This is a genomic window from Actinomyces respiraculi, assembly GCF_014595995.2.
Classification (GTDB): Bacteria; Actinomycetota; Actinomycetes; order Actinomycetales; family Actinomycetaceae; genus Actinomyces; species Actinomyces respiraculi.
This window is the reverse complement of record NZ_CP063989.1, coordinates 367498-384928: the sequence shown is the minus strand read 5'-3', so window position 1 is coordinate 384928 and position 17431 is coordinate 367498. Positions and strand designations below refer to the sequence as shown.

Sequence of the window (17431 nt, the reverse complement as noted above, 5' to 3'; positions counted from 1 at the left end):
GCTGTCCCCAACGGACCCCGTGACCGACCTCGCACACCGTCGGCGGGCCGCAGCACAGTAATCTCACGACCGTTCGGATGTCGCCGTCCCGTGCTCCTCCACGTACTCGGAGTCGCCGTCGGGACCCTGTTGTCAGCCGGGCACCCGCACCGCCCTCCCCACCCACTCGGAGCCGCCGTCGTGTACGCACTGTTGCTCGCGATCATCTACCTCGCCTTCGTCAGCCTCGGGCTGCCGGACTCGCTCGTCGGTTCCGGCTGGCCCGTCATGCACGAGGACCTGTCGGTACCGACCTCCTTCGCGGGCATCGTCACCGTCATCATCGCCCTGGGCACGATCGTCTCCTCCCTCAGCTCCGACAGGCTCACACGGCGCTTCGGCGTCGGCCTCGTCACGGCCGTGAGCGTCACCATGACGGCCCTGGCCCTTCTCGGCTTCTCCTTCGCCACCCAGTTCTGGATGCTGCTGCTGTGGGCCGTGCCCTACGGCCTGGGTGCGGGCGCCGTCGACGCCGCCCTCAACAACTACGTGGCCCTGTACTACAACGCCCGGCACATGAACTGGCTGCACTCCTTCTGGGGCGTGGGCGCCTCCATCAGCCCCTTCATCATGAGCCTGGCCCTGGCGACGGACGGCGGGTGGCCCCTCGCCTACTCGGGCGTGGGCTGGGCGCAGGTGGCGCTTGCGGCCTTCCTCTTCCTCTCGCTGCCGCTGTGGCGCCGGGTCTGCGCCGCCCACGCCGCGGCCGACGACGCACCGGAGGCCCAGGCGGTACCACTGGGCGGGGCCCTGCGCATCCCGGGCGTGCCCACGGTGCTGCTGTCCTTCTTCGCCTACTGCGCCACGGAGGCGACGGCGATGCTGTGGGGCGCCACGTACTTCGTCGACGACCGGGGCTTCGACCCGACGCTGGCGGCACGCTTTGGCGCCTTCTACATCCTGGGGCTGACGGCTGGGCGCTTCCTGGCGGGCTTCGTCGCGGAACGCCTGGGGGACCGGGCGCTCATCCGCCTCGGCTTCTCCCTGGCGATCGTCGGCTCGCTCGTGCTGGCACTGCCGCTGGGGGTCGTGTCTTTCGCGGGACTCATCCTCGCGGGCGTGGGCTCGGCCCCGATCTACCCGGCGATCATCCACTCGACGCCGGAGAACTTCGGGCGTGAGAACTCGCAGGCCATCGTCGGCATCCAGATGGCCGCCGCGTACACGGGCACGACCCTCATGCCGCCGCTCTTCGGCTTCTTGTCCTCGGCGACGGGCCTGTGGCTCTTCCCCGTCTACCTCATGGCCCTGGGAGCCCTGGGCCTGGTGATGTCCGAGCGGCTCAGCCGCCAATAGCACAGCTCGCCCGCCGTGGCGGAGCAGGTGCAGGGAGGTGCCGCTAGCCTCTACACGACGTTCCCAGTGGCCGCCTGCCACGGGCACGGCTCACCACAGACAGGAGGGGACATGCTCGAGGTCCTGCGCACACGTTTCGTCTCCCACCCTCACCGCCACGTTGGCGCGCGGTGGGAGCAGGTGGCTGAACGCCTGGCGGAGCGTCCCGAGGCGCTGCGCACCTTAGAGCTCCTGGAGGCCTCCGACGGCGAGCCCGACGTCGTCGGCGTTGACGAGCAGTCCGGCGTCGTCACCTTCTACGACTGCTCGGTGGAGTCGCCTGCGGGCAGACGGAGCCTGTGTCTGGACGAGGAGGCCCTGCGCGGGAGGAAGCGAAACCCTCCTCGGGCTAGTGCTGTTGGCGAGGCCACGGCGGCCGGGGTACGACTCATGGGCGAGGAGGAGTACCACCACCTGCAGAGCCTGGGCGAGTTCGACCTGAGGACCTCGACGTGGCTGGCTACTCCCCCAGCGCTGCGGGCGCTGGGCGGAGCCCTGTTCGGCGACCGGCGCTACGGGCGGGTGTTCGTCTACCACAACGGCGCGGACTCGTACTACGCCTCCCGCGGGTGGCGGGGCGTGCTCGAGGTCTAAGCGCGGGCGTGCTGGCGCACGAGCCCGCGCCGGGCTCGTGCGCTGTCAGGATGCGAGGAACTGCGCGAGATCGTCTGCGAAACGCGAGGCGTATTGGAAGATCGAACCGTGCCCGGCATCCGGATAGATGATGAGCTCACTGCCCACGATCCGCTTGTGCATGTCGTAGGAGTTGCTGGTTGGCACCATCATGTCCTGGTCGCCGTTGACGATCAGGGTGGCCGGAGCGACCCACGCAAGGTCATCATGGGCATCGCGCCCCCACCTGCGGATCGCGACGAGCTGTCGGAGGAAGCCCCGAACGCTCATGGGGTCTCCGGCGTATCTCGGTTCGCGGGAGGCAAGGCGCCCCAGGGCCTTTGCAGCCTCGGCCTTCCCCCGTTCGTCGTGAGTGTAGAAGATGTAGCGCTTGGGGTCCGTACGGCGCAGCGCGGCGCGAGCCATGTAGAAGAAGGTTCTTGACGTGACCCTGTCGATACCAACGCCCGCTCGCGGCCCGGTGCCCACGAGAACGAGGTGGGCAACGAGGTCGGGGCGACCGCGCACCACCTCCTGGGCAATCATTCCCCCCATGGACAGACCGAGCAGGTCGATCTCAGTGAGGCCCAGTGCGTCGATGAAGTCTGTCACCTGGCGCGCCATGGCGGGGATCGTCGTGGCGACGTCGCCCTCACTCGAGCCCACGCCGGGCAGGTCGACGACGACGACTCGCCGCTGAGCGGCAATCAGGTCGACGAGGGCGGGGTCCCAGTTGTCCATGGTGGCGGCGAGGTGAACAAGCATGACAAGCGTGGGCGCGTCCGTCACCTCGCCGAGGTCGCGGTAAGCGACAGCCTTGCCCGCAACCTGAATATGCCTCGTCGGAGCCGTCAGGTAGGTCATCGGGCCCCTCCCCTCATGGACAGAACGGTCTTGCCGCGAGAGCGGCCATTAGCAACTTTGTCGAGGGCGGCGTTGACGTCCTCGAAGGGGAACACGGCGTCGATCGAGGGCACGATGCGCTGCTGCGCGAGGAGGTTGGCGGCCTCCTGGAGCTGGGCGCCGTTCGACTTGACGTAGATGAAGTGGTACGTGACGCCGAGCCGGCGGGCGGCGCGGTCCATGCCCGCGCCGGCGAGTCCGAACAGAAGCCGTTTCCACCCCGGCGCACCTATTCGACGGGCGAAGGCCGCATTGGGCACGCCCTTGAGGGAGACGATGTGCCCGCCCGGCTTGAGGATCGTCATCTGTCTGCGGGTCTCGTCCCCACCGAGGGTGTCGAGCACGTAGTCGATGCCGCTGAGGCTCTGCGCGTAGTCCTCGGTCTTGTAGTCGATGAATCGATCTGCGCCCAGGTCACGAACACGCTGCTCGTTGGACGCGCTGCCGTTGGTGATGACGGTCAGGCCTTTCGCCTTGGCGATCGGGATGGCCATGGCCCCCACTCCCCCGGTTCCACCTGAGATGAAGATGGTTCCGGGCGCCTGGGCTCCCATGAGCTCGAGGGCCTGCATGACTGTCAGTGCCGTCAATGGGATGGCGGCGGCCTGCTCATCGCTGAGGTAGTCGGGGACCGTGGCAAGAGCATCGGCGTCGACGGCGGCGTACTCGGCGAAGGCCCCGATGGCGTCCAGGGGCAGGCGCCCGAAGACCCGGTCTCCGACGGTGAAGGAGCGGACCTCGGATCCGACCTCCTCGACGCGCCCCACCAGCTCATTTCCTGCGGTCAACGGCGTGCCGTAGGAGACGATCATTGTGACTTCGCCCCGGGTGATCATGTTGTCGACGGGGTTGACCCCTGCGGCAGCCACCTTGACGAGTACCTGATCGGGCCGAATCCGGGGGCGCTCGATCTCTTCGATCTTCAGGGCGAGGTTCTTCTTGTCGTAAGCGTTGAGGCGTGCGGCTTTCATCGTGCGTTGATTCTTTCGGGTCGAGACCGGCGGGCTTGGGAATAGAGGTTGTCGATGACGTCCTCGAGGCTGTGGGCGGCCAGGGACTCCTCGAGTTGGCGCTCGACGTCGGCGAACACGGGGCGGACGGCGCTTTCGATGTGCCGGCCGACGGGGCACTCCTCATTGGGGTTCGGATGGGCGTGGAAGAGCAGGACTCTGTCGCCCCCCTGGACTGCCCGGTAGATGTCGAGCAGGGAGATGTCCGAGGGCAGGCGGGTCAGGCGGTAGCCGGACCTGCCCCGGCTCGATTCGATGAGTCCTGCGGCCTTGACCTGACCGATGACCCGGCGGATGTGGCTGGCGTTGGTACCAACGCTGACGGCCAGGTCCTGGGAGGACAGGTCTCGGTCCCGCTCCTCAGAGATCATCGTCAGGACATGGATGGCGACGGAGAACCTGGTGTCCACAACCTCCCCTTTCTTGTGCCTGTACGTGCAACACGTACAACTATAGGCGAGGAGTCCGCCCAGAACCACTTCCGTGATGCATTGCACTGACGGGCGCGTGCTCACGTGGCGTCATCACGGACGCGCGCCCGCACCGCGCCCGCCAGCCATGCCGCCCCACAGGTGCGGACGGGCTCAACTACGGTCGAGGTTCTCAGGCCCCGGGACGGGCCCCGGGCCCGGCGCCCCCGCGCCTGTCCGCGCGCTTCTCGCCTCGCCGCTCACCGTGGCGGAGCACGCGCGAGGGGTGGCGCAGCTGCTCGCGGCGGGCCCGGCGCTCGCGCGCCTCACGGTGCAGGCGACGCTCACGGGCCATGCGCTGCTGCCAGCGCTGGTTCTCCCGGTACTCGAGGTAGATGACGTCCTCGCGCAGGCCCTTGATGAGGGAGACCATGAGCCCGACGAGGACGATGAGGAACGGGCTCGCCGCGATGATCGTGACGTCCTGGAGGTTACCGAGGGCGTCGTCGGCCCCGGACAGCAGGAGCGTCAGACCGATGGCGGCCGTCGCGACGCCCCACGCCGCCGACACCCACGGGCTGGCGTCGGAGCTGCCACCCTGGCTCATGGAGCCCATGACGGTGGCGGCGGAGTCTGCCGAGGTGACGAAGAAGGTTGCCAGCAGGACCATGGCGATGAGGCCGGCAATGGTGCCGCCGGGCAGGGTGTGCAGGAGGTTGAACAGCTGGGTCTCGGCCGAGCCGTCGCCCCAGATGGACCGGCCCGCCCGCTCCAGGGTGATGGCCGTGCCGCCGAAGATCGAGAACCACACGACGCTGACGCCCGCGGGCACGAACAGCACCGTCACGCAGAACTCGCGGATGGAGCGGCCCCGGGAGATGCGGGCGATGAACATGCCGACGAAGGGGCTCCAGGAGGTCCACCAGGCCCAGTAGAAGATCGTCCGGCTGCCCAGCCAGTCACCGGCCGTGGCATCCGCGGACTCGGCGGTGCGCCCAGTCATCTCAAAGAACTGGGACAGGTAGGTGCCGATCGAGCTCGGGATGAGGTTGAGGATGGAGACGGTGGGCCCCAGGACGAACACGAAGATCGCCAGGAGAGCGGCCAGGAGCATGTTCGTGTTGGACAGGTACTGGATGCCCTTGCCCACACCGCTGACGGCGGACAGCAGGAAGCACAGGGTGAGCACGAGGACGATGCCCAGGACCACCCCGGTGCTGGGGTTGCGGACGAGACCGGAGGCCTGAAGGCCCGCCTGGATCTGGATGGCGCCTACGCCCAGTGAGCAGGCGGTGCCGAAGACGGTGGCGACGATGGAGGAGACGTCGATGAGCTTGCCGAGCCACCCCTGGGCGAGACGCTCGCCGATGAGGGGGACGAAGGCTTGAGAGAGGAGCTGGCTGCGGCCGACGCGGAAGGTCGAGTAGGCGATCGCGAGTCCGACGATGGCGTAGATCGCCCACGGGTGCAGGGTCCAGTGGAACACCGACTGGGCCATGGCCGTGTCGACCTCGCGGGGACCGTGCCCGGGAACACCGTCGCGGTAGTAGGTCAGCGGCTCGGTGGCGCCGTAGAACATGAGGCCGATGCCCATGCCGGCGGCGAACATCATGGCGATCCACGAGGAGGTGCGGAACTCGGGGGCCTCCTCGGAGCCGCCGAGCCGAATGGTGCCGAACTTGGAGAAGGCGACGAAGATGATGAAGGCGACGAAGACGGTGCCGAGGAGGATAAAGGCCCACCCGAAGTCGTCCAGCAAGGCCGCCAGGGCGCTCGAGGCCACGGCGGCGAAGGAGCCGGGCGAGATGAGGCCCCAGGCGACGACGGCGAGGGTGATGAGGCCTGCCGGCACGGCCACGCCCCAGTCGACAGCCTGAGGGCCGTCGTCCTCCTCGTCCTCGCTGGGGGCCTGGGGCTCAGGCGGTGCCGTCGCCGCTGTGCCGATGGCGGTGGCGACGAGGAGCTCGGCGAGCTCACTGGCCGCGCTGGGAGCGGGCGGCTCCGGCAGGTGCGGGGGCTCCTGGAGGTTGTCGGGGGCGGGAGGTTGGTCCGGACTGGCGGCCTCGGTCATGCGTGCCTTTCGACGGTGCTCAGCCCGGGGACCGGTGTGAGGCAGAAGGCGCTCGACCGCCGTCCGACCCTCGTGACAGGAACCACGAGGGTGCCGGACTCTGACCCGGGAGATGCTACCGCATCGTGATGTTCGGGTTGCCGGGGTGCTGGTCACGTCAGCGCCAGTGCCGGGCAGGGGGTCGGGCGCCGTCGGTGCGTTGGCGGGTCGGCGACGACGTGGTGTGGATATTGTGGCGAGATGGAGTCTCACCAACGCCCGTTCGTCAGCACCGACCTGTCCATGATTGACCTCGACGTGGTCCATCGGTGGCTGTCCAGCGACGCGTACTGGGCGCTCGGGAGAACCCGCGAAGCGGTACAGCAGGCAGCCGATCACTCCCTCAACTTCGGGGTATTCGATGGCCAGGGAGCGCTGCGCGGATACGGTCGCGCCATCACGGACTACACGAACGTCGCCCTGCTCGACGACATCTACGTCGAGCCGAGCGCCAGGGGCCGTGGCTACGGGCTGCTCCTAGCCCAGGGCATCGTCGACGTCTTGGCGCCGTTCGGGCTGCAGCGCATCATGCTGGCCACACGGCACGCCCACGGGCTCTACGAGAAAGTCGGCTTCACACCCCTAGACAAGCCGGACCACTGGATGGTCCTCCAGCCACCAGCCCCGACGGCGTAGGTCCACACAGCGCCTTGGACCTACCGGGGTACTGAGTCCCTCGACCCGGTCCTGCCAGACCGCTCGCCCGGCGTTCAACGTTCCACCTTGAGGCGAGCATGACGAAACGGACTCATCGAGGAGCCGGAGACTACAGGGCACCCGATGTGCGCGCTCGTCGTCATCAACCCAAGCAACCCCACCGGCCCCTACCTCACCGAGCGCGAGTACACGCGGATCGTCCGTGTCTGCCTCAATCACGGCATGCCGCTCATCGCCGACGACGTCTTCTACAATGACGCGCTGGCGTCCCCGGCGGACCGGGTCGAGGTGGCCGGGCGCGACGACGTCCGCACCCAGGGCCTGGCGCTGAAGCGCCCTTGCACACGCCCTGGCGACCACCGGGGCCAGGCGCGCCCGCCCCAGGGGCTGGCCCCGCCACAGCGGCAAGAGGGCGCCCAGTAGTACGCAGGGCTGGCGTACCCGGAACACGCTCATGGCCGCCGCAGCCAATGGGGTGGGTGGTGTTGATGATCCGCTGAGCTTGGTGGGTGAGGGTGGGTGCTGCGGTGATGGCGTGGCCGCTGCCCTGCCAGGGGGTGTCCGATGACCCGGCAATCTCGGCGGGACCGCCGGCGGTAGGCAGTGTGGCTTGCACGTATCCGATGGGTTGTCCGTCGGAGGTGAGACAGACGAGCTCGTTGATCCAGTTCTGGGCGCCGTCGGCGGAACCACCCCGGGGCACTACACCACTTTCCGGGGGCGCCTCTGGTGAAGTGGCTGCTGGTACAGCAGGAGATATGAGCAACAACAACACGCCAGTGCTGGAGCATGAGGAAGTCGCCAGGGGTGAGTGCGGCTCCACGAAAGCGGGCACGCTACTGTCTGGAGTCGTGAGCATGACGGCCTGGGGCGACGAGAGAGTGCGCCGTCGTGGCGTGCGCGAGCCGGTCTACCTCCTGGGCGCCTACCTATGCCCCGACGACGGCGGATCCCTGACGGCTGACCTGTCGCGCTTCGAGCGCGGCCGCAAGCTTCACTGGCGTGACACCCCCGGCCCGGTCAAGAGGCGGGTGTGCCAGGTCATCGGTGCCCACGAGGTCTCGCACGTCATCGTCGCTACCGCGCCGCTGGTTGACGGCGTGCGCGAGGAGCGAGCCAGACAACGTGCGCTCGCGAGCCTGCTCGTCATCCTGGAGCAGTCCTACTCGGTCAACACGCTCATCCTGGAGAGGCGAGAGCGTTCCCAGGATGAGAAGGACGAGGCGCAGTGGGCAACTCTGACGCGCTCGGGCGCGATCCGGTCCCTGCGGCTCTCGCACGTCCATGGTGGCGACGAACCGCGCCTGTGGGTGCCAGACCAGGTGCTCGGCGCCTACGGCGACGCGCTGTCCGGAGACGCCCGCGCCTGGGAGCACGTGGCTCATCGCGTGCGGGTCGAGCACGTCGGCCTGTTGTAGACAGCGCGAACGCCGGGCCCTATGTCGACACAGGAACTCCGGCGTTTACTTCCGCACCGCATCGTAATGCGGGGGCAGACCCCAGTCTGCCCCCGCCAACCCCAGAGAGTCAAGAGCGGCAGCACACCTCCGGGACTGACTGGTCGGTCCAGGGCTCGCTTGTTGCGCCCCGGAGAGCAGCGCACTCCTCCGGGGCTGACGCATCGCCAGCGGCTTGCTCGACCGAGACCACTACAAACTCCGCATACTCCTCGTCGACGGCGGACTCGCCCGCCTCTGCCTCAAATGGGAAGAACCCCTTATCCCCGGACGTCATCCCCACCGGGAACTTAGGATGTTCAACCAGTTGCATGCGTGCTTAGATTATGATTATTCGTCAATTATGGCTGGATCGAGCTCGACCCAGTGCTTCGGATTGCGCTTACACTCAAGCGCAGGAACACGCTCTTCAACCTCGCGCCGCGTTCCACCGTTCCCATCAGGGACGTCTCTCCAACTTATAGCCTTGTTGTAGTAGCGCATTTTCCCACCACACTGTGGACATTTCCCTGCGTGAATCTTCTCCAGTGTGATACGCCCGCCATCACCACTCAATGCCCATCCCGGAAACAGCGGCTTTCGCAGACGGAGTTTCGTCAAGCTTCGTAGCGACCAGACTATAGCAAATAGGAAGACCAGCAGCAGCCAGAGCCCGAGCCACCACGAGGGCGCCGAGCCTTGCCCCGGCACACCGACCCCGTTCATAAAGGGACGAAGAATGGGCTGCACCGATTTCCAAAACGGGAAAACCCCCGCCAACCCCAAAGCCAGACCCAGCCACGAGAGTATTCCCTGAGTGAACGGGCTACGCCACTTTGGCACTGCCTTATAGTCATACTTAGCCACGGCAGGAGTGCTTGGGGTGGAATTTATCACCACGTCGCGCCCGGCCTGATAGAGACCACCATGAATATCGCCACCGCCTGTACTTACTGCGTGGCCAGCGCCACCAGACAAAAGCCGTCCACAAGACCCACAGAACCGCTGCTGAGGATCCACGGAACCTCCGCAACACCCACAGATCACTTCCTACCCCCAGGCGCTAGTCCGAACCTAAACGTTGAACCGGAACTCGACCACATCTCCGTCCCGCATCACATAATCCTTCCCCTCCATGCGCATTTTGCCGTGCGCACGAGCCTCAGCCACCGAGCCCTGCTCCATGAGCTCGTCGAAGGAGATGACCTCGGCCTTGATGAAGCCGCGCTCGAAATCTGTATGAATCACCCCGGCGGCCTGGGGCGCGGTCCACCCCTTGCGGATGGTCCAGGCACGCGACTCCTTCTCCCCCGCCGTCAGGTAGGTCTGCAGGCCGAGAGTGTCGAATCCGACGCGGGCGAGCTTGTCGAGGCCTGCCTCATCCTGCCCGTTCTCGCGCAGCATCTCGGCCGCCTCCTCGGGCTCCAGCTCCACTAGCTCAGCCTCGAACTGGGCGTCCAGGAAGATCGCCTCGGCCGGGGCCACCAGCGCGCGCAGCTCGGTCTGCCGCGCCTCGTCGTTCATACCGGCGTCGTCCATGTTGAACACGTAGATGAAGGGCTTGGTGGTCATGAGCTGGAAGGAGCGCAGCGCGTCGGCGTCCAGCCCCTTCGTGTCCGCCACCGCGGAGAGCAGCCCGCCCTCCTCGAGGATCGCGAGCGCGGCCTTGGCGGTCTCCAGCACCGCCGGGTCGGTTTTCTTGCCCCGCACCTCCTTTTCCAGGCGGGGCAGTGCCTTCTCAAGCGTCTGAATGTCGGCGAGGACCAGTTCGGTCACGATCGTCTCGATGTCGCTGGCGGGCTCGACCTTGCCATCCACGTGCACGACGTCGGGGTCGTCGAAGGCGCGGGTGACCATGCAGATCGCGTCGGCCTCCCGGATGTTGGCCAGGAACTGGTTGCCCAGGCCCTCACCCTCGGATGCGCCGCGCACGATCCCGGCGATGTCGACGAAGGACACGGTGGCGGGCACGGTCTTGACCGAGTGGAACATCTCCGTCAGCCGGTCAAGCCGGGGGTCGGGCAGCGGCACGATGCCGATGTTCGGCTCGATGGTGGCGAAGGGGTAGTTCGCCGCGAGCACGGTCGCGCGGGTGAGGGCGTTGAACAGGGTGGACTTGCCGACGTTGGGCAGTCCGACGATTCCGATCGTAAGGGCCACGGCCGGAGTCTAAGGGGCCGACGGCGCAGCCCGGGTCCCGTACTCAGACCCGAATTCGTGTCACACCCCTCGGGCACCCTCATTCCATGACCTTCTCGACCCCTCTTATGCTCCTCATCCTCCTCATCGCGCTGGGTGTGGGGACGGCGCTCGGCTACACCTTGGCGGTGGCCCGGGCGGCGACGGCGCGAGCCGGGGGCCGTGACGAGGCCGCGAGCGCCCGCACCGACGCGGCTCAGTGGCGGGCGCGTGCGGAGGCGCTGGAGCAGCGGGCGGTGCTCGCGGAGGAGCGGGCCGAGCGCGACGGCTCGGTCCTGCGGGCGCTGGCGCCGGTGCGCGCCCAGCTCGAGCAGGTCGGCTCACGCGTGGAGCTGATGGAGCGCGAGCGGGTGGCCCAGCACGCGGCGCTCTCCGAGCAGCTGCGCGCGGGCGCACAGGCGGAGGAGGAGCTGCGGCGTGCCACCGCCTCTCTCACGGGCGCCCTGCGCTCGCGCTCGAGCCGCGGCATGTGGGGGGAGGTCGAGATGGCCCGGGTGCTCGAGGCCTCGGGGATGCTGGCGCACGTGGACTTCTCCGAGCAGCGCTCGGTCGCCTCCGTCCTGGCCTCCCGGTCCACGGCGGGCGCCTCCTCGCCCACCGCGGGCACCCGCACGGGGGCCGTCTCGGGCTCCTGCTCCGGCTCCGGGTCCCGCCCCGACGTCGTCGTCCACCTGCCGGGTGACGGCTTCCTCGCCCTGGACGCCAAGGCCCCCATGGACGCCTACCTGCGAGCGGCGGGGCTGGGTGAGGACGGGGGTGAGCCCGACGACGCCGAGCGCCGCAGGCTCCTGGCGGCCCACGCAGCGGCACTGCGCTCGCACGTGGACACTTTGGCCTCCCGCGGCTACGACCGGGCCCTGGGGTCCTCACCCGAACTCGTCGTCCTCTTCGTGCCGGCTGAGCCGGTGCTGGCGGCGGCCCTGGAGGCGGACCCCACGCTCATGGAGCACGCCCTGGACAAGGGGGTGGCCCTGACTTCTCCAGCTTCCCTCCTGGCGCTGCTGCGCACCTGTGCAACCGCCTGGGCGCGCACGGCGGTGACGCAGGACGCCCAAGAACTCCTTGAGCTCGGGCGCACGCTGTACGAGCGCCTGGGGACGGTGGCCGGACACCTGGACGCGCTGGGGGCGAGCCTGACCCGCTCGGTCGCCTCCTACAACCGCACGGTCGCCTCCCTGGAGTCGAGACTCCTGGTGACCGCCCGCAGCCTTGACTCGCTGGCCGGTGAGGTGCCGAGCCCGCGTCAGGTCTCCCCCGACGACGCGCAGGTACGTGCGCTCACCGCCCCCGAGTTCACCCGCCCCGTTGAACCGGAACGCCCGCGTCCGTGACCCCCGCACCCAGTTTGATTCCCGTGACCAGGCTGATTCCCACACCCCCGCCCGCGATTGCCGTACCCGGCTCGATTCCCGCGATCAGGCTGATTCCCGCTCCCCCGCCCGCGATGCCCGTACCCAACTTCTCCCTCCGCGCGTCCGTGGGACCGACAGCAACCCGTCCACGTGGCGTGGCACAGTGGCCCCGTGACCCAGCAGCCCTCGTCGAACCTGGCCGCCCAACGCGCCGACGCCCAGCGCACGAACCCCGCCACCGCCCAGGAGCCGGCCCGGTTGGCCCGCGAGACGACGCCTGAGAACCCATGGCCCCTTTCGCTGCTGTCCACCAAGATCGAGAGCTATGTCGCCCGCATGACCGAGGTGTGGGTCGAGGCCCAGGTCGTGCAGGTCAACCGCCGCTCCGGCATGTCCTTCCTCACCCTGCGCGACGTGTCCAGCGAGGTCAGCCTGCGCGCCGCCATGTACCGCCGTGACCTCGTCGCCTCCGAGCAGGCCATGGGCTCCGAGGTCACCGACGGCCTGCGCGTCGTGGCCCACGGCCGCCCCACCTTCTGGACGCGCGGCGGTTCCCTCCAGCTTCAGCTCGACGAGGTGCGCGCCGTCGGCACCGGCGACCTGCTCGCCCGCATCGAGCAACTGCGCCGCACCCTCGCCGCCGAGGGGCTGCTCGCCCCCGAGCGCAAGCGCCCCCTACCCTTCCTGCCCCGCACGGTCGGCCTCGTGTGCGGCCGCGACGCCAAGGCGAAGGACGACGTCGTCGTCAACGCCCGCCTGCGCTGGCCCGAGCTGCCCTTCGAGATCCGCGAGGTCGCCGTCCAGGGCGTTCACGCCGTCAGCCAGGTGACCGCCGCCATCAAGGAGCTCGACGCCGACCCCCTCGTCGACGTCATCGTCGTCGCCCGCGGCGGAGGCGCCGTCGAGGACCTCCTGCCCTTCTCCGACGAGGGACTCGTGCGAGCCGCCGCCGCCTGCCGCACTCCGCTCGTCTCGGCCATCGGCCACGAGACCGACCGTCCTGTGCTCGACGACGTCGCCGACTACCGGGCCTCGACCCCCACCGACGCGGCCCGCCGGATCGTGCCCGACCTCGCCCAGGAGACCCTCGGCCTGGACCAGGCCCGCTCACGCATTCGCGCCGTCCTCGCCACCCGCCTCGACGAGGAGCAGACCCGCCTGGACCACCTACGCGATCGCCCCGTCATGGCGGACCCCACCGTCATCGTCCGTGAGCAGGAGGCGGAGCTGGGGCGCACCCGTGAGCGAATGCGTCGCGCGCTCAGCGGCACTCTCGACCTGGCGACGGCGGAGCTACGGGCCCACCGCGCGCAGTTGACGGCGCTGTCCCCGCAGGGGGTCCTCGACCGCGGGTACGCGATCCTGCGCAAGCCCGGCGTCGGCGTCGTCACAAGCGCTGATGAGCTCACCAAGGGCGACCTCATCGAAGGTGTGCTCGCCCAGGGCCGCCTCGTCGCCCAGGTCATGGGCACCACCAAGCCCACTGCCAACCCGGAGACGAGCTCCTGACCTGCACTGGTGGGATGTCGCCAGTCGTCCACGGCCACTGCCAGCCCGGACACGGGCTCCTGAGCGGTCACACAGCCCGCTTCCGACCCTCCCATCGTGTCGGACCACCGTGCAACAATCACAGCATGAGCCTGAGCCCAGACACCTCCCCCCTCGGAAGCGAGGCCGGAGGCGAGAACGCCAACGCTGACGTCGCCTCCCTGTCCTACGAGCGCGCCCGCGAGGAGCTGGTCGCCGTCGTCCAGCGTCTCGAGGCCGGCCAGGTGCCGCTCGAGGAGGCGCTGGCCCTGTGGGAGCGCGGCGAGGCCCTGGCCGCCCGCTGCCAGTCCTGGCTCGACGACGCCCGCGGTCGCCTGGCCGCCGTCGCCCGTCGGGAGCAGGAGGCTGTCGGCAACGAGGCCTGACACCACGCGACGACGCATCGGCCGACGGCCGCCACCGAGCCCCGGCGCCGCCCCGCTCCGGCTCAGTTCGCTTCTCCCGCCCGGCCCCTCTCCCGCCCGATCCCGCTCCGTCCCAGTTCGCTTCTCCCGCCCCCTCCAACGCCACCGCCCTCCCGCTCCTGTCGGACCTCACACACCGCCACCCGCTCGCCGCACCGAAGGACCCGCCATGACCTACACGTCCACCACCGGCCGCCCCGGCACCGCCCTCGTCATCGGCGAGGCTCTTATCGACGTCGTCATCCACCCCGGCGAGGAGCCCCAAGAAATCCCCGGCGGCTCACCCGCCAACGTCGCCCTGGGACTCTCACGCCTGGGCCGCGAGGCCGAGCTCACCTGCTGGATCGCCGCCGACGCACGCGGTGCGGCCGTTCGGACCCACCTGGAGGCCTCCGGGGTGCGTCTGGCCCCCGGCAGCGACGGCGCGGCGCGCACCTCCACCGCGCAGGCGACCATCGGCGCCGACCGCGCCGCCACCTACGTCTTCGACCTCGACTGGAACCCGCCCTTCCCGCAGACTTCCGACGGCGCCGCCCCCGTCCTCGTGCACACGGGCTCCATCGCGGCGATCCTTCAGCCCGGCGCCGACACGGTGCGCCGCGCCCTTGAGGCGCACCGGGAAACCGCGACCGTCTGCTACGACCCGAACGCCCGCCCCCAGCTCATGGGTGAGCCGGCCTCAGCGCGCGCCACCGTCGAGTCGCTCATCGCCCTGTCCGACCTCGTCAAGTGCTCCGACGAGGACGTCGCCTGGTTCTACGGCGTCGACGCCTCATCAGACGGGGCCCTGGAGACCGTGCTGCGCGGCTGGCTGGACCTAGGGGCGGCCCTCGTCGTCGTTACCCGCGGCAAGCGCGGGGCCCTCGCGCTGGCGGCCTCCGGCGTGCGCCTGGAGGTCCCGGCGGACCCGTCCGTCGTCGTCGCGGACACGGTGGGGGCCGGCGACTCCTTCATGGGAGGGCTCGAGGACGGCCTGTGGTGCGAGGACCTGGTGGGCGCCGAGCGCCGTGAGGCCCTGCGCTCCATCGACGCGGCCACCCTGGAGCGCGTCGTGCGCCACGCCGCCGCGATCGCGGACATCACCGTCTCGCGCGCCGGGGCGAACCCGCCCACGCGCGCCGAGCTGGCCTGAGTCCGGGGCACCGCAGCTGCACCGGCCCCGCTCAGTACAGGGGCACGTCGTCGAGCATCGTCGTGACGAGCTCGGCGATCTCGCTGCGCTCGGTGCGCACAAGGTCGATGTGCGCGAACAGCGGGTTGCCCTTGAGCGACTCGATGACGGAGGCAACCCCGTCCCAACGCCCCACGCGCAGGTTGTCGCGCTGGGCGACGTCGTGAGTGAGCACCACCTTGGAGTTCTGTCCCACGCGCGAGAGCACGGTGAGCAGGACGTTGCGCTCAAGGGACTGCGCCTCATCGACGATGACGAAGGCGTCGTGGAAGGAGCGCCCGCGGATGTGCGTCAGCGGCAGGACCTCGACCTGGCCGAGCTGGACAATCCTGTCGATGCGCTCGGCGGGGATGACGGAGGTGAGGGTGTCGAAGACCGCCTCGGACCAGGGCTGCATCTTCTCCCCGCTGTCGCCGGGCAGGAAGCCGAGGGTCTGACCGCCCACGGCGTACAAGGGGCGGAAGACGAGGACCTTGCGGTGCTCGCGCCGGTTGACGACGGCGTCGAGCCCGGCGCTCAGGGCGAGCGCGGACTTGCCGGTGCCGGCACGCCCGCCCAGGGAGACGATGCCGATGGCCGGGTTGAGCAGGTGGTCGATGGCGACGCGCTGCTCGGCCGAGCGCCCGCGCACGCCGAAGACCTCCCGGTCGGGGCGCACCAGGCGCAGGGCGTCGTCGACGACGGTGGCGAGGGCTGAGCCGCGCGGGGAGGTGACCGTGACGCCGGTGTGGACGGGCTCTTCGGCCAGGCGGGCGGCGGCTTCGCCGTCGAACAGCCCCTCGAGAGCCAGGGAGCCCTCCCACAGGGTGCTCATCTCCTCGGCGGTGACGTCCAGGCTCGTCATGCCGGTGTAGCCGGAGTCGCTGGCGAGCTGGGCGCGGTACTCGTCCGACTGAAGGCCGACGGCGGCGGCCTTGATCCGCATGGGCAGGTCCTTGGAGACGACCGTGACGTCCTCGCCCGCGCGGGCCAGGTTGACGGCAACGCTGAGAATGCGGGTGTCGTTGTCGCCCAGGCGCATGCCCGCGGGCAGGGCAGCGGGATCGTCGCCGTCGAGGTCGACGTGCAGGGTGCCGCCGAGGTCGTTGAGAGGGACGGGGCGGTCGAGCCGGCCGTGCGTCTCGCGCAGGGAGTCGAGCAGGCGCAGGGCGGTGCGGGCGAAGTAGCCGAGCTCGGGGTGGTGGCGCTTGCCCTCGAGCTCGGTGATGACGACGACGGGCACGATGACGGCATGCTCGGCGAAGCGCAGGAGAGCTCGGGGGTCGGAGAGCAGGACGGAGGTGTCCAGGACGTAGGTGCGCATGTCGCCACTCCAAAGGTCGCGGCGACGCCCCGGCGGTCGGCCGCCTCGTGGCACCCAGACTATGCCGACTGTGACCTACGACACGCGGGCGACAGCGTCGGGTGGCGCCCGCCGTCGGACCTCTAGCGGCCCAGGCGACGCTCCCGCCGGGCGTAGTCGCGCAGGGCGCGCAAGAAGTCGATGCGGCGGAAGTCCGGCCAGTACACCTCGCAGAAGTAGTACTCGGAGTGCACGGACTGCCACAGCAGGAAGCCGGACAGGCGCTGCTCGCCGGAGGTGCGGATGACGAGCTCGGGGTCGGGCTGGCCCTTGGTGTAGAGGTGGGCGGTGATGTCCTCCTCGCACAGGGTCTCGGCGACCTCCTCGAGGGTGGCCCCGGCGGCGGCGCGCTCACGCAGGACGTCGCGCACGGCCTCGGCGATCTCCTGGCGGCCGCCGTAGCCGACGGCGACGTTGACCTGCATGCGTCCGTCGGCGTCGTCGGGGTGGGTGGAGTCGACGGCGGCGCGCAGGCGCAGGGCGACGGGCTCGGGCAGGAGGTCGACGGCACCCACCAGACGCAGGCGCCAGGCACCGGCTCCGGCCAGGCCCTCGACGGCGTTGGCGATGATGTCGAGCAGGGGGGAGAGCTCGGCGGGGTCGCGGTTGAGGTTGTCCGTGCTCAGCAGCCACAGGGTGACGACCTTGACGCCGGCGGTGTGGGCCCAGCCGAGGAACTCCTCGATCTTATCGGCGCCGCGCTTGTGCCCCTGGGAGGTGCCGATGCCCATCTGCTTGGCCCAGCGGCGGTTGCCGTCGAGGATGACACCCACGTGCTCGGGCACGCGGTCGGTCTCGACCTGGGAGGCGAGTCGACGCTCGTAGAGGTCGTAAACGAGGTTGTTGCCAGCCATTACGCACCTGCCTTCCACTCGGCCGCCCGGTGGCGGCGCTTCGGGCCCG

16 protein-coding genes are annotated in these 17431 nt (G+C 69.4%); 9 read left to right on the top strand and 7 right to left on the bottom strand.

Annotated elements, in window-relative coordinates:
- Nucleotides 1-180: 180 nt before the first annotated feature.
- Nucleotides 181-1335: an MFS transporter gene (locus ID810_RS01575; RefSeq protein ID WP_166856615.1), complete on the top strand. Its 1155-nt coding sequence runs from the start codon at nucleotides 181-183 to the stop codon at nucleotides 1333-1335.
- Between the two features lie 111 nt (nucleotides 1336-1446).
- Nucleotides 1447-1968, top strand: a complete 522-nt coding sequence (locus ID810_RS01570) for a DUF4256 domain-containing protein (RefSeq protein ID WP_166856613.1) — start codon at nucleotides 1447-1449, stop codon at nucleotides 1966-1968.
- Between the two features lie 45 nt (nucleotides 1969-2013).
- On the opposite strand, the gene ID810_RS01565 is transcribed toward ID810_RS01570, so the two are convergent.
- From ID810_RS01565 to ID810_RS01550, 4 genes are all read right to left on the bottom strand, one after another.
- Nucleotides 2014-2850 (bottom strand): alpha/beta fold hydrolase, encoded by an 837-nt coding sequence (locus tag ID810_RS01565; RefSeq protein WP_166856611.1) that lies wholly within the window; start codon nucleotides 2848-2850, stop codon nucleotides 2014-2016.
- Nucleotides 2847-3860, bottom strand: coding sequence for an NADP-dependent oxidoreductase (locus ID810_RS01560; RefSeq protein ID WP_166856609.1), 1014 nt, complete (start codon nucleotides 3858-3860; stop codon nucleotides 2847-2849). The genes ID810_RS01565 and ID810_RS01560 overlap by 4 nt, the downstream gene beginning before the upstream one ends.
- Entirely contained in the window at nucleotides 3857-4309 is a 453-nt protein-coding gene (locus ID810_RS01555; RefSeq protein ID WP_166856606.1) for an Rrf2 family transcriptional regulator, read from the bottom strand. The genes ID810_RS01560 and ID810_RS01555 overlap by 4 nt, the downstream gene beginning before the upstream one ends.
- Before the next feature lie 193 nt (nucleotides 4310-4502).
- A complete protein-coding gene (locus ID810_RS01550; RefSeq protein ID WP_166856604.1) occupies nucleotides 4503-6380 on the bottom strand; it encodes a BCCT family transporter in 1878 nt (625 codons plus the stop codon).
- Between the two features lie 282 nt (nucleotides 6381-6662).
- On the opposite strand from ID810_RS01550, the gene ID810_RS01545 reads away from it, so the two are divergent.
- The 3 genes from ID810_RS01545 to ID810_RS01535 all read left to right on the top strand — a co-directional run bounded on the left by ID810_RS01545 (nucleotide 6663) and on the right by ID810_RS01535 (nucleotide 8494).
- Nucleotides 6663-7055: a GNAT family N-acetyltransferase gene (locus ID810_RS01545; RefSeq protein WP_208320705.1), complete on the top strand. Its 393-nt coding sequence runs from the start codon at nucleotides 6663-6665 to the stop codon at nucleotides 7053-7055.
- Nucleotides 7056-7169: 114 nt separating this feature from the next.
- Nucleotides 7170-7499 (top strand): aminotransferase class I/II-fold pyridoxal phosphate-dependent enzyme, encoded by a 330-nt coding sequence (locus tag ID810_RS01540; protein WP_279586937.1) that lies wholly within the window; start codon nucleotides 7170-7172, stop codon nucleotides 7497-7499.
- A gap of 428 nt (nucleotides 7500-7927) precedes the next feature.
- Nucleotides 7928-8494, top strand: coding sequence for a hypothetical protein (locus ID810_RS01535; protein ID WP_166856599.1), 567 nt, complete (start codon nucleotides 7928-7930; stop codon nucleotides 8492-8494).
- Nucleotides 8495-9586: 1092 nt separating this feature from the next.
- On the opposite strand, the gene ychF is transcribed toward ID810_RS01535, so the two are convergent.
- Complete coding sequence (ychF, locus tag ID810_RS01530; RefSeq protein ID WP_166856597.1) at nucleotides 9587-10672, bottom strand: redox-regulated ATPase YchF; 1086 nt, start codon at nucleotides 10670-10672, stop codon at nucleotides 9587-9589.
- Between the two features lie 86 nt (nucleotides 10673-10758).
- On the opposite strand from ychF, the gene ID810_RS01525 reads away from it, so the two are divergent.
- The 4 genes from ID810_RS01525 (at nucleotide 10759) to ID810_RS01510 (ending at nucleotide 15147) form a co-directional block, all read left to right on the top strand.
- Entirely contained in the window at nucleotides 10759-12042 is a 1284-nt protein-coding gene (locus ID810_RS01525) for a DNA recombination protein RmuC (RefSeq protein ID WP_166856595.1), read from the top strand.
- A 192-nt stretch (nucleotides 12043-12234) separates the two neighbouring features.
- The gene (xseA, locus tag ID810_RS01520; RefSeq protein WP_166856593.1) at nucleotides 12235-13572 is read left to right on the top strand and encodes an exodeoxyribonuclease VII large subunit; all 1338 of its coding nucleotides are present in this window, start codon (nucleotides 12235-12237) and stop codon (nucleotides 13570-13572) included.
- A 125-nt stretch (nucleotides 13573-13697) separates the two neighbouring features.
- Nucleotides 13698-13976 (top strand): exodeoxyribonuclease VII small subunit, encoded by a 279-nt coding sequence (locus ID810_RS01515; protein WP_166856591.1) that lies wholly within the window; start codon nucleotides 13698-13700, stop codon nucleotides 13974-13976.
- A gap of 208 nt (nucleotides 13977-14184) precedes the next feature.
- The gene (locus ID810_RS01510) at nucleotides 14185-15147 is read left to right on the top strand and encodes a PfkB family carbohydrate kinase (protein ID WP_166856589.1); all 963 of its coding nucleotides are present in this window, start codon (nucleotides 14185-14187) and stop codon (nucleotides 15145-15147) included.
- 31 nt (nucleotides 15148-15178) lie between these two features.
- Here the strand turns inward: ID810_RS01510 and phoH2 are convergent, their stop codons facing one another.
- Nucleotides 15179-16489, bottom strand: coding sequence for an RNA 5'-3' helicase PhoH2 (phoH2, locus tag ID810_RS01505; protein ID WP_166856587.1), 1311 nt, complete (start codon nucleotides 16487-16489; stop codon nucleotides 15179-15181).
- A gap of 122 nt (nucleotides 16490-16611) precedes the next feature.
- Entirely contained in the window at nucleotides 16612-17382 is a 771-nt protein-coding gene (locus ID810_RS01500; RefSeq protein WP_166856585.1) for an isoprenyl transferase, read from the bottom strand.
- Nucleotides 17383-17431: the final 49 nt, after the last annotated feature.

Coding starts and splice junctions, on each gene's coding strand:
- ID810_RS01570 (WP_166856613.1), top strand. CDS start 1,447: ATGCTCGAGGTCCTGCGCACACGTTTCGTCTCCCACCCTCACCGCCAC.
- ID810_RS01560 (WP_166856609.1), bottom strand. CDS start 3,860: ATGAAAGCCGCACGCCTCAACGCTTACGACAAGAAGAACCTCGCCCTG.
- phoH2 (WP_166856587.1), bottom strand. CDS start 16,489: ATGCGCACCTACGTCCTGGACACCTCCGTCCTGCTCTCCGACCCCCGA.
- ID810_RS01545 (WP_208320705.1), top strand. CDS start 6,663: ATGATTGACCTCGACGTGGTCCATCGGTGGCTGTCCAGCGACGCGTAC.
- ID810_RS01500 (WP_166856585.1), bottom strand. CDS start 17,382: ATGGCTGGCAACAACCTCGTTTACGACCTCTACGAGCGTCGACTCGCC.
- ID810_RS01565 (WP_166856611.1), bottom strand. CDS start 2,850: ATGACCTACCTGACGGCTCCGACGAGGCATATTCAGGTTGCGGGCAAG.
- ID810_RS01515 (WP_166856591.1), top strand. CDS start 13,698: ATGAGCCTGAGCCCAGACACCTCCCCCCTCGGAAGCGAGGCCGGAGGC.
- ID810_RS01550 (WP_166856604.1), bottom strand. CDS start 6,380: ATGACCGAGGCCGCCAGTCCGGACCAACCTCCCGCCCCCGACAACCTC.
- ID810_RS01525 (WP_166856595.1), top strand. CDS start 10,759: ATGACCTTCTCGACCCCTCTTATGCTCCTCATCCTCCTCATCGCGCTG.
- ID810_RS01510 (WP_166856589.1), top strand. CDS start 14,185: ATGACCTACACGTCCACCACCGGCCGCCCCGGCACCGCCCTCGTCATC.